A 14,522-nucleotide genomic window follows, 5' to 3' on the forward strand; every position below is an offset into this window, starting at 1 on the left:
TTTATAAAACCTGAAAAGAAATCAGTCTTTAACTCCTGCCTTCTCTCTTATGCTTGATAACGTTTCACGCCATCTAGGTAGGTTGCTACCAATTCTAAATCTTTATCTAGTACGATAAAGTCCGCGTCATAGCCTTCACGGATTTGTCCACAAACATCATCAATGTGAACAGATTTTGCTGGGTTGAAGCTGGCCATCATAACTGCTTCGTGTGGAGAGGCAATGTTCCAGTCGACAACATTTTTCAAACCGTCTTTGAGTTTGAGAATAGAACCTGCCAAGTTACCTGTCGATTTGAGACGAGCAGTTCCATTGGCAACGACAACTGGGAATTCTCCCAACATGTAGTCGCCGTCTTCCAATCCACCCGCTGTCATACAGTCTGTGATAAGGGCAATATTTTCAGTTCCTTTTTGTTTGATAAGAATTTCGCAGGCTTTTGGATCTACGTGATGGCCGTCACAGATCAACTCTGCATAGGTATGTGGCAATTGGTACATGGCTCCAACCATACCCAGTTCGCGGTGAGTCAAGCCACGCATTCCATTGTAGGCGTGTACCCAAACACTCGCTCCAGCATCGACTGCTTTTTTAGCTTCATCAAAAGTCGCGTTTGAGTGCCCAAGAGCAACCGTCACACCTTCTCCAGTGATAGTCCGTACAAAGTCTTCTACACCTTCACGCTCTGGCGCAAGAGCAATTTTATTAAGCAAGCCATTAGCTGCTTTTTGCCAAGCACGAAACTCATCCATGCGAGGATCTTTCATGTAGGCAGGGTTTTGAGCCCCCTTGTATTTCTCTGTGAAATAAGGCCCTTCAAAATAAATTCCACGAATCTTGGCTCCACTTGCTTCCTGGTAACGAGCACCAATATTTTCAGTTACCGCGAGCAATTGCTCATAAGATGATGTCAAAGTGGTTGGCAAGAAGCTCGTTACCCCCATGCTGAGGAGTCCTTCACTCATGGTATGAAGGGTTCCTTCGATATTATTATCCATAACATCCACACCGCCAAATCCATGAATATGGGTATCGACAAGTCCTGGAGCAATGCTATAACCTGTATAGTCAATCACCTCAGAGCCTTCAGGAATCTGCTCGACATGTTTTCCAAACTTGCCGTCCACAAGTTCCAAGTAACCACCGCGACGAACTCCGTGTGGGTAGAAAAATTGATCCGCTTTAATATAGTTAGGCATAATGTTAACCTCCTTAAAAGATTGATTCTATAATTTATTATGTCAATTACATTATAAACCTTTCTTTTTTATTTGTAAATGGTATAGACCTATTTTCTAGAGATATTTTAAAAGAGCTGGATTTCTCCAACTCTTCTCTTTTAAATACAAGTTATTTTGATTTGACTGGCTTGTCTTGAGCTGTTTGCAAGGCTGTAGCAATCGTATCTGCATACAATTTTGCTCCTGCTTCAATTTTACTGTTGTCACTTCCAAAATGGACTTGGTCTGTTCCAGTCCAAATTTCTGGATGCTCTTTCGCAACTTGATTCCAATCTGCTATCGTGATGTAAGGAGTCTTCTCTGCCAGTTCTCTCATATAGGCAGCAGCCTTCTCAACGATGCCATAGGTCTCTTTTGTCTTATCTCCCTCATAAGGAGTCACCAAAACCATATGGTGTCCCTTAGGAAGATTTTTCACGATACTATCCCAGTCTTCCTTGTAATTTTCAGGATTATTTACCCCTGTTGCAATGACAACCATCTTTGGTAAAAATTTATTCTGGCTATTGTTTAGCATGATTTCATTGGCAGTCTTGGTTGTTCTGCTAACCTGCGCATTAATCTGTGCTCCAGGAAGAGCTGTCTGTAGGGCTGTATTTGCCCTCAAGGCCACCGAGTCACCAATTAACATAGTGCCATCAGCAATTCCTAAACTATCAGCTTCTGCCCGTTCTGCCATCACCTTGGTCTGTCCAATATTTGTCGCGGCTTGCTTCAAACCATTGACAGTTAAGTCTATCTCAAACGCTCCCACTTGTGGTGCCAACAAGGTCACTAAGAAGACAATGAAAGTCAAGATACCTGTACTTGCTGCAAGGATTGTGTGAATATGAGGCAAGGGACGAAGGGTTTGTATAATAGGTGTGTTCTTTCCTGCAATCCAAGGTTCCAACACATAAAATGACAGGCTGGCAAATCCATAAGAAAAAATCAAAGTCAGTAAGACAGCAAGAAGATTTGATGTCAACTGCGAGAAAATGATATAGAAAGGCCAATGGAAAAGATAAACCGCATAGCTAGTATCCGCTAAAAAACTGATCATCTTTGGCTCCTGCATATTAGGAGTCTTTTCATGTAAGACACGCGCTGCCAGAATCATAGCAAGGGCTGCAAGACTGGCAAGCAAGAAGCCCATAAGATAGGCAAAGAGATAGGTAAATTTGACAAAGAAGGTCAAAATGAGTAAGAAGCCAAAACCTCCTGCAAAAACCAACAGGGTCTTGCGTAAATCCCAGATTTTATCCAACTGCTTGACGAGAGAAGTCGTCTGACGAACGCCTACGATAGTTGCTAACACACTTCCCAAAAAGAATGGATAGACATGAGTTAAACTGGAGAAATAAACAGATGAATAAGAGGTTACTAGAAAACTACCAATAAACATTGAGAAGAAACTAATCAAGAAGGCAGCAGCAGATAAAAGAAAGACCATCCCTCTCAACTGACCATTTGATTTCGACTGTTTAGATAAGAACCAAACTGCCAATCCCCAGAGGATATAGTAGTGCACCTCAACAGCCAAACTCCAATTATGAACAAATAAATGAGGAATGAACTGAGATTCATAACTCCCACCTGTTAGCAGTTCATAGAAGTTGGTCATGAAGCCTAAGACACCCGCAATCTGACCCCCAATTCCAGCCACATAATCTTGCCGAACTAGAAAAGTAAAGGGCATGGTTACCAAGACCATCAAAACCACAGGTGGCACGATACGATAAAAGCGTCTCCTAAAAAATCCAACCAAATCAATTTCATGATTTTTAGAAAATTCTTCGATAAGTAGAGCTGTAATCAGGAAACCTGAAAATGTAAAGAAGACATCTACCCCGAAAAATCCTCCAGGAAAGATGGTCTGAAAGAAATGATACAAGAGTACCAAAAGTAAACCTGTAATCCTAATCAAGGAAAACCATTTAATGCGCATACGAGTTTATTCTCCCTTTCATTATACACTTTATTCTATCAAAAAAAGAAGAAAAATCCCAAGAGAAAACTTAGGATTTTTAGCTTATATCACTTCCATTTTAGAAATTACGGCCTGATTTATTATAGCCATATTTTTCCACAAAATACTCACGGAATTCCAAGAGATTGTCATCCATGATGGCTTGTCGCACTTGCTTCATCAGGTTAAGCAAGAAGTAAAGGTTATGGTAACTAGTCAAGCGGATACCAAAGGTTTCATCGGCCTTGAGCAGGTGACGAAGGTAAGCGCGTGTATAGTTCTTACATGTGTAGCAATCACACTCAGGATCCAGTGGCGTAAAGTCCTCAGCAAACTGGGCATTTTTGACAACCAAACGACCTTGACTGGTCATACAAGTCCCATTACGAGCGATTCGAGTCGGCAAGACACAGTCAAACATATCCACCCCACGAATCACCCCATCAATCAAGCTATCTGGCGCTCCCACACCCATCAGATAACGAGGTTTATTTTCAGGCAGCAGTTGTGTTGTAAAGTCCAAGACCGCATTCATCTCTTCGTGGGTTTCTCCCACTGCTAAGCCACCGATAGAGTAGCCTGGGAAATCCATACTGACAAGGTCATGAGCCGATTGGCGACGCAGGTCTTCAAATCCAGCCCCCTGCACAATTCCAAACAAACCTTGGTCATGTGGACGACGGTGAGCCTTCAAACCACGCTCAGCCCAACGGCTGGTACGCTCGATTGATTTCTTAACGTAGTCGTAAGGTTGATAAAACTGAGGACATTCGTCAAAGGACATCATGATGTCTGAGCCCAAATTATTCTGAATAGAGATAGCTTTTTCTGGCGATAGGAACATCTTAGAACCATTGAGATGGTTTTTAAAGGTTACTCCTTCTTCTGTGATATTACGGCTATCTGCTAAGGAATAAACCTGAAAACCACCACTATCTGTCAAGATAGGCTGGTCCCAATTCATAAACTTGTGGAGACCGCCTGCGCGAGCAATGAGTTCATCTCCAGGACGAAGCCAGAGATGATAGGTATTGGATAGGATAATTCCCGAACCCATCTCCTTCAATTCTTCAGGCGACTGAGTTTTGACAGTGGCTTGTGTCCCAACTGGCATAAACATAGGTGTTGGGAAGGTACCGTGGGGAGTGATGATTTCTCCCAGACGAGCTCCTGTGTGTTTTTCTTTCTTAATCAAACGATATTTGATTGGTGAATCTGACATTTTCTACCTCCGAAGCTGGGAAAGACAGTCCCAGTTCATACTTTGTGCCCAAGGGCATACTGTATGATTTTATCAAAAAAAGTTGGAACTGTCACGAACTATGGTATAATGAGAGAATGAAATACCCAAAAATTGATTTAAAAACCATTCGTCTGCAGGCCAGACAATTTCAGGCTGAAAATCCCCGCCTCTTTCTCGTCTATCTCTTACCTAGCATGCTGGTCATTTTGTCTGTCTTCCTCAATCCCTTAGAGCGCATCAACGAGAGTGTTTTAGAACAACCCTTTTTAAGCGTACTTAGTCATGTATTCCAAGCCTACCTTTTTCCACTATTAGTCTCCTTTATTGGAACAATACTTCTAACCAGTTCCGTCTATACAACGCTGAAACTCATCAAGAATCCCGATACAGAACTATCCGTCAAAAATAGTCTCACTCTCTTTAATGAAGAGCACTTTTCACAAACTTTTTTGACTCTCCTTCTCAAACGTTTCTATCTCTTCTTATGGAGCATTCCTAGCTTACTTGGGATTTACTTCCTCTTTTACAGTAGCTTTTTAGCAAAGAAATTCGTTGCCCTTCATCCTGAATTTCCCAATCTGGATCTCACGTCAGTTGAAACTGAGCGTTTCCTCATGACCTTTGGTTTTTACTTCCTAGCAAGTATCTTCTTAATGATTGTAGGAAATAGTCTCTATATCCCACAATACTATGCCTATTCGCAGGTAGAATTTCTCCTCTGTGACACACTAGACTTGGGACAAGCCAAACCAGGACAAATCCTTAAAACTAGCCGTTTCCTGATGAAAGGTTACAAGTTTCAGCGTTTTATCCTAGACTTACAACTCCTTCCTTGGTATTTCCTCAATTGGATTACCTTTGGAATTGCTAGTTTCTCACTCCTACCCTACATTCAAATTAATAAAATGATTTTTTACCGAGCAGTATTGGCTCGAAAACGTCCAAAAGCTTGAAGGTTGTTCCCTCAAGCTTTTTTCTATCAATGAGTTTCTCCGCCTACCAACTTGAGATCCTGATCCCCATATTCGATAATAGCGCGGATTGCCACTTCTATCCCTCGCCGAATATCCACTAAACTCATAGCTGGAGTTGTCGGTCGATTCACCACCTGTTCCATCATATAAGGAATGTGCATAAAACCTGCCTTAACATGTGGAAATTTCTTTTCTACCAAATAGAGGGCCTGATACATCAAATGATTGCAGACAAAAGTCCCTGCAGTATTGGAAACAGAGGCCGGTAAGCCCTCTTTTTTTATAGCTTGAACCATCGCTTTAATAGGCAAACTACTAAAGTAGGCCGATGCACCATCCACTCGAATGGGAAGATCAATCGGCTGATTACCTTCGTTATCAGGAATGCGTGCATCGTCTTGATTAATGGCTACTCGCTCAGGTGTCAAGCTAGACCTTCCACCTGCTTGGCCAATACACAGGATAAAGTCAGGTTGATAACGGTTCATTTCTTCTTCCAATACTTGGGCCGATTTGTGAAAGACTGTCGGCACTTCTAGCCAACGGACCTCAGCACCATGGATTTTAGCTGGTAAACCTTTAATAGCCTCCAAGGCTGGATTGACCTTTTCCCCTCCAAAGGGCTCAAAACCTGTCACTAATACTTTCATTTCTAACTCCTCAAAACAAATCCAATGAGACTTTTTTCTTAAAAACAAGTATAACATATTTCCCTTATTCTGGAGTGAAAAGGACTAGAGAGGATCAGACCGGCATTAAAATTTATTTAAAGAGGAAAATGCTAATCAAGGCCAAAATAGCTGGTCCACCTTGCTTCAAAATAATTTTCTTATCTGCTGTTAAAGAGCCATAAGCCGCAGCTCCAATCACAAATAAGACAAAAATAGTCACAATTTCTAAATTCTGTGAGAAATAAATCCCATACAAGAGAAAGACTCCTAGCAGACCGTTATAAATCCCTTGATTTTTAAACAATGAACTTACTGACGGACGAGCCAATTCTTCCTTGTCCATGTTAAAGACACGACTAGTCGCATCTGATTGCGTTGCAATACTTTCCAAATAAAAAATGTAAAAATGCTCCAAAGCAATAATCGTTGCTAAAATGATTGTAATAATTGACATCTATTTCTCCTTAAATTTCTATATTTTCAATACCCAAAACCAATTTATTTAATAAACGGCTGAGTTCTGTTCTTTCAGACTCTGTTAAGATACTTTCCATCTCTTCCTTAACCTTGATATGTTGCAGAGGGGGATTCACCACTAACTGCTCCTTGGCATACTTCGTAGCCTCTACCAACACTTCTCGCTGATTTTCAGGATTGCGATGGCGCTCCACCAAACCTTCCTTTTCCAGAATCTTGAAATGCCGTGTCAAAGCAGCCTGATCAATTTTCAAACGCTCCTGAACCGCCATTTGGTTACAGGGAGAATTCTCCAGCAAAAATAATAAAATCTGATACCGTGTTAAACTAATCCCAAGTCTTTTTTCAAACAATTGCGTACTCGCTTGCTCAGACAAGCGGAGTTGATAAAGCAGATCTTGAATCTCTATCATTTCTTTTCTCTTTTCGATTGATTTATCAATAATTGACTAATCAAGTATAATATAAATTAAAATAGATTGCAAGAATGTTGCTTCAATCATTACAAAATGCTAACTTCCATTTTCCATTCATATTGATACTCAATGAAAATCAAAGAGCAAACTAGGAAGCTAGCCGTAGGTTGCTTAAAGCACTGCTTTGAGGTTGTAGATAAGACTGACGAAGTCAGTAACCATACCTACGGCAAGGCGAAACTAACGTGGTTTGAAGAAATTTTTGAAGAGTATGATAAAGAAAAAACGAACGAGAATCGCTTTCTATCACGAAAGCTAGATCTCATTCGTCAAAATGATATTACAAAGTATGGTTTATCCATTCATTGAAACGTGAACGTGGTCATAATGGTTTTCTGTCACACTACCACGGTCTGGCATTGGATTCCAAGTATTAGCTGGTCCATATTTGCTATCGAATGGAGCATAGAAACGTTGTTTCCAAATGATGTAACTAATGCCACGGCTGGCCATATTTTGAATAGCGTATTCCGCAATCTTATCCCCTAGTTCTGAGCCTTCTGGTACCATAAAGTCGATAGCCAAACCTTTTCCGTGATCTCCACTGTCGCCTGGACGGTAACCACTAAAGGATGTAATACCAAACAAGTTGGCAATTTCTTCTTTAAAGGCAGCTGTTTGTGGTTTAAGGCCAGCATTTTCAGATTTCGCTGCTGCCAGTCCAGCATAATCGGGCGCAGCTGGAGCTGCGTAAGTTGCTGAAGTTGTTTTCGTCTCTTCTGGTTGATAAGTAGAAACTGCTGTTGTAGCTTCATTTGATGAGGCTTCTTTTGCTTCTTCTGAACTGGTTGCAGTTGTTTCGGTTGCTTTTTCTTCTACTGGAGTTCTAGTTTCTTCCACTGTTGAAGCAGCTTGAGAGCTGGCTTGTGTTTCCTCTTTCTCAGCTGGAGTCGTTGCCTGAGGAGCTGCCTCTGCAACTGCATTGCTTGTCTCGGCTGTTTGCTCCTCTGAAGCAGAAGTTCCTGTAGAAGATGCCACTTCTTCTGCAGCAGTCACTGTCTCTGCAACTTCTGAATTTGATGCTACTTCTTTTGCGCTTGGAGTTTCTACCGCTTTTGGAGCTTCTGCAATTGGTTGAGAAAGATCTGCAACTTGAACAGTTTGATCATCAACGGTCACTTGATTGGTTGTCAAATCTGCTGTCGCAGTTGTCACTTCTTCACTAGAATCTGCTTGAGGTGTTTGGATTTCAACTTCCGTTACTTCTTCTGCTTCATTGACGGTCGTTGTCAAAACAGTTTCTGGGAAAATCAAGTCCATATTCGTGATTTTATTCAAATTCGCAAGAACTGTGACATCTACACCCAAGGCTTCTGCAATAGTGCTCAAGGTATCACCATACTGAACAGTATAACTTGTTTTGTTGTCCGTTTTAGTCAAATCGTTTTGGATTTGCTCAACACTACGTGCAGTCCAAAGAACTTCTTCTGCTTGAGTTGCCAATACTGGGGCAAATGACAAGGCTACTGTTGATGCTAATAATATTCTTTTCTTCATTCTTTCAAATTCCTTTCAAATGAGTACCTGTCTATGATAACACAAAAAATGCAGAAAAAAAGCCCTCGCGGGCCTATTTAACAGAACTGTCTATTCCTTGTAACAAACTCGATTACTTGAAATAGTTTGTTAGGTCTCTGTCACAAAACTGACACAATCTTTTTATCGCTCAGCCTTAAAAAAACGGGAAATATCTGCTAACGCTTGAATCTTGTGATTGCCTTCATAAGACGACTCTAAAAAATTGATACTTTGAATCCCACTATTCTGGGCGAATTCCACATCCAGAGTCCGGTCTCCTATATAATAGGTTTTCTCAGGATCCAACTGATACGTGTCTAACAGATAGGTAGCCGCTTCTGGACTTGGCTTCCGCGCAAAGCCACTCTGACTGGTTAGAATCTCTGTAAAATAGGATTTCAACCCCAAGTCTCTTAGAATGGCAAAAGCATTGTCCCCCTTATGAGTATAGACAAACTGCTGAATCTCTGTTTCTTTTGCCCAAGCTAACACTTCACGCGCACCTGGCATTAAAACTACCTGAGCATTCTTCTCAGCCAGACTCTGGGCACGCACCTGATTTAGTACTTCCACATCTAGCTTTCGCTCTTCAGCCACCTGCACAAGCAAATCCTGCACAGAACACTTAAGGATAAACTCTCTCACTTTCTCCTTATCATAAGGAATAGAAAACTGACCAAAAGTCTCCTCAATCCCTGATAAAATCGCTTCGTAAGAGTCCAATAAAGTCCCGTCTAAATCCCAAATAAAAGCTGTTTTTTGCATTTCCTATCCTTTCAAGCTCATATAACGCTGGTAACGGTAGCGTAGAAATAACCAGCGAAAACCATTATCCAAGAGAGTCCCTGCCCAAATACCAGACAAACCCCAACCAAGCACAATCCCCATCAGATATCCTGTTCCAATGCGGATACACCACATTCCAATACTTGTCGCATAAAATGGAAGCCGAGCATTCCCCAAACCCTGCCAAACTGCCGTATAAATAACTGTCCCTGTCGCCATGGGAGTACCAAGTAGTGAAAAAAGTGTCACTAGAACACTAGCCTCAACCGCTAGAGGATCAGTCGTATAGAGATGAGTCAGTGGTATTCCTAAGGCATAGATACTAAAGGTCAAGGGCAACATGAGAAACAGAGAAAGGCAAAAGGTTTGCTTGCTCAAACTAGCTACTCTTTCCCAATTAGCCTCTCCAACTGCTCGGGCCACCAACATAACCGTTGCCGTAGCAACGCCAAAGGCAGGCATGTAGTTAAACTGGGTCAAGACTTCTCCGACCGCATTTCCAGCCACTGCCTCCGTCCCAAAAGAAACGACCAAGGCAATGATAACGACATCTCCAGCCCGCATCATAAGTCGCTCTCCAGCTGCTGGTAAAGCCAAGGTCAACAGGTCCTTATCTAAACCAAAAGTTGGTTTCGTATAAGGCAGTTTTAATTGTGACCACAAAATCACAAGACCGACTAATCGAGACAAGATAGTCCCCCAAGCAACACCCGCTATGCCCATATCAAGGACAAAAATAGCTAGACTTGAAAAAAGAATATTCAAGGCATTAGATAAGAGACTCACATAGAGGGGTAGACGCGGATTATGCGTTACACGAATCAAGGCTCCCAAACTCGTCATCAAGCCCAAGAGAACAATCGATCCGCCTACCAAAGATAAGTAGAGTCCACCACTCTCGGCCACAGCCTGTTCAGTCCCCAAAAGTCCTATCATCTCTTGTCCAGCGAAGATAGACAAAGCTCCTAAAAGGAAACTTAATAGTAAAGTAATCTTCAATGCCTCAGTCACATGATAGGTTAGCTTAGACTGATCCTTCTGCCCCAAACTCTTTGAAATAACACTAGAAATAGCTGCCCCCAGAGCAATGAAAATCGCCTGATAAATAGTAATAATATTACCAGCCACTGAAACACCTGAAATAGCTATCAATCCTAAATGAGCAACTAAATAACTGTCCACCATTCCCATGAGCATCTGCAAAAAGTTTTCACCCATAGCTGGTAAGGCAATATTAAGAATGTCTTTATTTTTCTTAAACAATCTCTCCTCCTGATGAAAAGAAACTCAGTTGGTTTCCCAACCGAGTTTACTCCCTCTGTCTTAAAGTCCTAGATAAGCCTCAACCGCTACTTGCATGTCTGTTGCTGTAACAGTTGTCTTATGACGAACAGGAGCTGTTTCAAGACCGTCAACTGCTGGCGGCACTGCCACTCCTGAAATATCATGTAATTGAGCCAAGGCTTCAAAGTCGCCAAGCCCTGATTTTCCAGTTACAGCTTCTACTGCAACCACTGGGAACTTGTATGGACTCGCTGTTGAAGCGATCACTGTCTTAGTCGCATCGCCAGTAGCCACTTGGTATTTCTTATAAACTGCCGAGGCAACTGCTGTATGAGGATCCTCAATATAAGAGTCTGACTCATAAACACGCTTGATTTCTGCCGCTGTTTCTTCCTCAGTAGCATATTCAGCCACAAAGAGATCAAGAATCTCTGCATCAAAATTAGTCAACTCATATTGACCTTGTGTATTCAAAGCATTCATGAGTTCAGCTGTTTTAACCGCATCATTACCCAAAAGATGGAAAATCAAGCGCTCCAAGTTTGAAGATACCAAAATATCCATAGATGGACTAGTTGTTACCTTAAACTCACGCTTCTTGTCGTAAACACGTGTCTTGAAGAAGTCTGTCAAAACATTGTTGTCATTTGAAGCACAGATTAATTTGCCAACTGGTAGACCAATTTGCTTAGCATAAAAGGCAGCCAAGATATTTCCAAAGTTTCCAGTTGGTACTGTGAAGTTGACCTTATCACCAGCCACAATCTCACCAGACTTAACCAACTGAGCATAGGCATAAACATAATAAACAATCTGTGGCACCAAACGACCGATATTCATAGAGTTTGCAGATGAAAATTGCAACTTGTTGGCCGCCAATTTTTCATGAAGAGCCACATCATTGAACATATGCTTAACGTTTGTTTGCGCATCGTCAAAGTTACCGTCAATGGCGATAACATGAGTATTGTCGCCAGTCTGAGTGGTCATTTGCAACTCTTGCACCTTGCTGACACCATCCTTTGGATAAAAGACGATAATCTCTGTACCAGGCACATCCGCAAATCCCGCCATAGCAGCTTTCCCAGTATCACCAGATGTCGCTGTCAAAATGACAATCTTGTTCTCCAAACCATGCTTTTTAGCAGCAGTCGTCATAAAGTATGGCAAGATAGACAAGGCCATATCCTTAAAGGCAATCGTAGAACCATGGAACAGTTCCAAGTTGTATTGCCCGTCTAATTTCACCAAAGGCGCGATAGCTGGAGTATCAAACTTGCTATCGTAGGCATTGTTGATACAGTAGTCCAACTCCTCAGCCGTAAAATCATCTAAAAAGGCTGACAAAACTAACTTAGCAACTTCTTGGTAAGAAGCATCTTTCAATTTTTCAAAATCCAAATCTACCTTTGGATAAGTAACTGGTGTAAACAAACCACCATCCGTTGCCAAACCTTGTAAAATTGCTTGGCTAGCAGTTACTGTATTGTTGGCATCACGCGTTGATTGATAAACTAATGTCATTACTCTCTATCCTTTATCTATAGTCTCTTCCATTATATCATGATTTTTCAGAAAATTCTCCCTTTATAAGAGAAATTATAGTCCCAATTCTTTCTTCAAAGGCTCTAAATAAATCATTTCTTGTTTATTTCTCATCTTCAGGCCTTCCTCAGCTAGCAAGAGTAAGTCTTTTGAAAACTCTATAATCGCAGTTTTCTCCTCATCTGTTAGCTTTTTCTTAGAAAATTGCCGCCTTAAAGACTTATAATTTCTCCCAAATGCTTTAAAGAAAGGTGCGATTTCTAAGTAAGATTCAAGTTTCTCTAAATTAACTAATAATCCCAAGTGAAAAGCTGCAGAAGCAAAAGTCCTATCAAGTGGCTGTGTACACACACTACGAAACTCAATTGTTCCGCGAGTCGTTAAGTCTTGGTACTGATAACTGCGATGAGTTTCAAAATCCTTCTCTTGAGGGTAAATAATAACCTCATCCCCATTCAAAGCAAATGTCTGGATTTCAGGCATAGCCAAATAATCTCTTGCCTGAATCGGATAAAAATAATATGTTTGCCCATCACGTTCTGCAGTAAAAATTGCAGAATGATTTAGATAGTCAAAAAAATCAGCTTCATCATTAAAGAGTCTAGCATTAACCCCAACATTCTCTGTATAGATACCATGCATGGATTCTTCCCAGAAAATATCCCTTGAAATTTTCGTGTCCCAATCTGCTCCCGAAAACTCAGAGTTTGCAAACAAGTAAGCCTTAGCCGCTTCAATTTGAGTAAAAGCATTAATAACCCGTAAGTAGTTGGATTTTGAAATATCCAACTGAACCTGACTCCCACAGATAAAAGCACCATATTCAGGGAAATGATGTAGATCTGATTGAGTAATATTTGTATTCAAATTCAAATAATCCATCAACATCTGGTAGCGTGGATAAGCCACTGGACAATTCTCATTTTTATCCCAGTTGGGATGAATGCCACAGCCAACAATAGCATGATTAGATTCGTCTAATTTTCTCTGAATTACATTCATATAATTATTGAAACGATTTTCGACCTCTTGAATCGTTTCAGCCTTACCAAATGCAAACTCAATCGTTGTATAAGAAACTTCAAATAAAATAGCATCCTGACTTATCGGATCCACTAACTGGATAGGATTTCCAAAATCATCTACCTTCTCTACAATAAAATCTAAAGCAGAAACTAAATAATTAAACAGTTCCTTTATAACATCAACATTTGTAGCAAGCCCCTCTAAATTTGCAACAGGATATTCCAGCTCAACCCCAATAAATAATTCAGGATTTTCTTTAATATTTTTCAAATACCGATGTTTTAATAAATCGATAGAACGAGACATACTATCCTACTCTTTCTTAATCTAAATGAAATTTGAATAACTACTATTATACCAAAAATAATACAAAAAAGGAACGAAGATTAACTACGTTCCTAGCTCTATACTATACCGGCGGCCGGGGTCGAACCGGCACGTCCTTGCGGACACTGGATTTTGAGTCCAGCGCGTCTGCCAATTCCGCCACGCCGGCAAATAGTAACTGGGGTAGCTGGATTCGAACCAACGCATGAGGGAGTCAAAGTCCCTTGCCTTACCGCTTGGCTATACCCCAATAATATAAAATAGGCGAGTGATGGGGATCGAACCCACGCATGCCAGAGCCACAATCTGGTGTGTTAACCACTTCACCACACCCGCCATAATCATATTAACACGGGCAGTAGGAATTGAACCCACACTGAAGGTTTTGGAGACCTTAGTTCTACCTTTAAACTATGCCCGTAACTAAAGTAATGGAAGGGGAGGGATTCGAACCCCCGAACCCGAAGGAGCGGATTTACAGTCCGCCGCGTTTAGCCTCTTCGCTACCCTTCCAAGTTATAAATAAAATATGGCGCGAGACGGAATCGAACCGCCGACACATGGAGCTTCAATCCATTGCTCTACCAACTGAGCTACCGAGCCTTATTGCGGGAGCAGGATTTGAACCTACGACCTTCGGGTTATGAGCCCGACGAGCTACCGAGCTGCTCCATCCCGCGTTAATACAAAAGGAGGATGTGGGATTCGAACCCACGCACGCTTTTACACGCCTGACGGTTTTCAAGACCGTTCCCTTCAGCCGGACTTGGGTAATCCTCCATAATAGTCCGTACGGGATTCGAACCCGTGTTACCGCCGTGAAAAGGCGGTGTCTTAACCCCTTGACCAACGGACCAAACTCTATGGGCACGAGTGGACTCGAACCACCGACCTCACGCTTATCAGGCGTGCGCTCTAACCACCTGAGCTACGCGCCCAAGTTAAAAACTTGGTAATGTAATTTGAACAAAGTTCAAAGCGGGTGACGAGAATCGAACTCGCGACA

The 14,522-nt window shown here is 41.6% G+C and carries 13 protein-coding genes and 10 tRNA genes; 2 read left to right on the forward strand and 21 right to left on the reverse strand.

The annotated features are described in order from the left end of the window. Positions 1–47: 47 nt before the first annotated feature. From nagA to tgt, 3 genes are all read right to left on the reverse strand, one after another. Positions 48–1,199, reverse strand: a complete 1,152-nt coding sequence (gene nagA, locus B7696_RS02945) for an N-acetylglucosamine-6-phosphate deacetylase (protein WP_070480137.1) — start codon at positions 1,197–1,199, stop codon at positions 48–50. Positions 1,200–1,350: 151 nt separating this feature from the next. After that, positions 1,351–3,168 (reverse strand): acyltransferase family protein, encoded by a 1,818-nt coding sequence (locus B7696_RS02950; protein ID WP_084862029.1) that lies wholly within the window; start codon positions 3,166–3,168, stop codon positions 1,351–1,353. Positions 3,169–3,268: 100 nt separating this feature from the next. Continuing rightward, positions 3,269–4,411 carry a tRNA guanosine(34) transglycosylase Tgt gene (tgt, locus tag B7696_RS02955; protein WP_001285237.1) on the reverse strand — a complete coding sequence of 381 codons (1,143 nt, stop codon included), beginning with the start codon at positions 4,409–4,411 and terminating at the stop codon, positions 3,269–3,271. A 116-nt stretch (positions 4,412–4,527) separates the two neighbouring features. On the opposite strand from tgt, the gene B7696_RS02960 reads away from it, so the two are divergent. Then, positions 4,528–5,385 (forward strand): DUF975 family protein, encoded by an 858-nt coding sequence (locus tag B7696_RS02960; RefSeq protein WP_084862031.1) that lies wholly within the window; start codon positions 4,528–4,530, stop codon positions 5,383–5,385. Between the two features lie 26 nt (positions 5,386–5,411). On the opposite strand, the gene pcp is transcribed toward B7696_RS02960, so the two are convergent. From pcp to B7696_RS02975, 3 genes are all read right to left on the reverse strand, one after another. Continuing rightward, a complete protein-coding gene (pcp, locus tag B7696_RS02965) occupies positions 5,412–6,056 on the reverse strand; it encodes a pyroglutamyl-peptidase I (RefSeq protein WP_084862033.1) in 645 nt (214 codons plus the stop codon). Positions 6,057–6,168: 112 nt separating this feature from the next. Further along, a complete protein-coding gene (locus B7696_RS02970) occupies positions 6,169–6,531 on the reverse strand; it encodes a DUF1304 domain-containing protein (protein ID WP_084862035.1) in 363 nt (120 codons plus the stop codon). Between the two features lie 10 nt (positions 6,532–6,541). Continuing rightward, positions 6,542–6,967, reverse strand: coding sequence for a MarR family winged helix-turn-helix transcriptional regulator (locus B7696_RS02975; protein ID WP_192856273.1), 426 nt, complete (start codon positions 6,965–6,967; stop codon positions 6,542–6,544). 132 nt (positions 6,968–7,099) lie between these two features. On the opposite strand from B7696_RS02975, the gene B7696_RS10520 reads away from it, so the two are divergent. Next, positions 7,100–7,339 carry a hypothetical protein gene (locus B7696_RS10520; RefSeq protein ID WP_142358822.1) on the forward strand — a complete coding sequence of 80 codons (240 nt, stop codon included), beginning with the start codon at positions 7,100–7,102 and terminating at the stop codon, positions 7,337–7,339. Here the strand turns inward: B7696_RS10520 and B7696_RS02985 are convergent. The 15 genes from B7696_RS02985 to B7696_RS03055 all read right to left on the reverse strand — a co-directional run bounded on the left by B7696_RS02985 (position 7,325) and on the right by B7696_RS03055 (position 14,454). After that, positions 7,325–8,527: a LysM peptidoglycan-binding domain-containing protein gene (locus tag B7696_RS02985; RefSeq protein ID WP_084862037.1), complete on the reverse strand. Its 1,203-nt coding sequence runs from the start codon at positions 8,525–8,527 to the stop codon at positions 7,325–7,327. The two genes, B7696_RS10520 and B7696_RS02985, sit on opposite strands and share 15 nt — an antisense overlap. Positions 8,528–8,689: 162 nt before the next feature. Next, entirely contained in the window at positions 8,690–9,313 is a 624-nt protein-coding gene (locus B7696_RS02990; RefSeq protein ID WP_084862039.1) for an HAD family hydrolase, read from the reverse strand. Between the two features lie 3 nt (positions 9,314–9,316). Then, positions 9,317–10,597, reverse strand: coding sequence for an MATE family efflux transporter (locus B7696_RS02995; protein WP_084862041.1), 1,281 nt, complete (start codon positions 10,595–10,597; stop codon positions 9,317–9,319). Between the two features lie 60 nt (positions 10,598–10,657). Then, on the reverse strand, positions 10,658–12,142 hold the full coding sequence (gene thrC, locus B7696_RS03000; RefSeq protein WP_084862042.1) for a threonine synthase: 1,485 nt from the start codon (positions 12,140–12,142) through the stop codon (positions 10,658–10,660). A gap of 75 nt (positions 12,143–12,217) precedes the next feature. Continuing rightward, a complete protein-coding gene (locus B7696_RS03005) occupies positions 12,218–13,495 on the reverse strand; it encodes a glutamate-cysteine ligase family protein (protein ID WP_084862044.1) in 1,278 nt (425 codons plus the stop codon). A 106-nt stretch (positions 13,496–13,601) separates the two neighbouring features. Next, positions 13,602–13,685: transfer RNA gene (locus B7696_RS03010), tRNA-Leu, on the reverse strand. Positions 13,686–13,694: 9 nt separating this feature from the next. Continuing rightward, positions 13,695–13,766 (reverse strand) — tRNA-Gln (locus B7696_RS03015). Between the two features lie 13 nt (positions 13,767–13,779). Next, positions 13,780–13,852 (reverse strand) — tRNA-His (locus B7696_RS03020). Between the two features lie 14 nt (positions 13,853–13,866). Next, positions 13,867–13,937, reverse strand: a tRNA-Trp gene (locus B7696_RS03025). A gap of 11 nt (positions 13,938–13,948) precedes the next feature. Next, a tRNA-Tyr gene (locus B7696_RS03030) sits at positions 13,949–14,029 on the reverse strand. A gap of 17 nt (positions 14,030–14,046) precedes the next feature. After that, positions 14,047–14,119, reverse strand: a tRNA-Phe gene (locus tag B7696_RS03035). 3 nt (positions 14,120–14,122) lie between these two features. Continuing rightward, positions 14,123–14,196, reverse strand: a tRNA-Met gene (locus B7696_RS03040). A 10-nt stretch (positions 14,197–14,206) separates the two neighbouring features. After that, positions 14,207–14,296, reverse strand: a tRNA-Ser gene (locus B7696_RS03045). A gap of 4 nt (positions 14,297–14,300) precedes the next feature. Beyond that, a tRNA-Glu gene (locus B7696_RS03050) sits at positions 14,301–14,372 on the reverse strand. An 8-nt stretch (positions 14,373–14,380) separates the two neighbouring features. Continuing rightward, a tRNA-Ile gene (locus B7696_RS03055) sits at positions 14,381–14,454 on the reverse strand. Positions 14,455–14,522: the final 68 nt, after the last annotated feature.

This window comes from Streptococcus mitis (assembly GCF_002096815.1).
Lineage (GTDB): Bacteria > Bacillota > Bacilli > Lactobacillales > Streptococcaceae > Streptococcus > Streptococcus mitis_AD.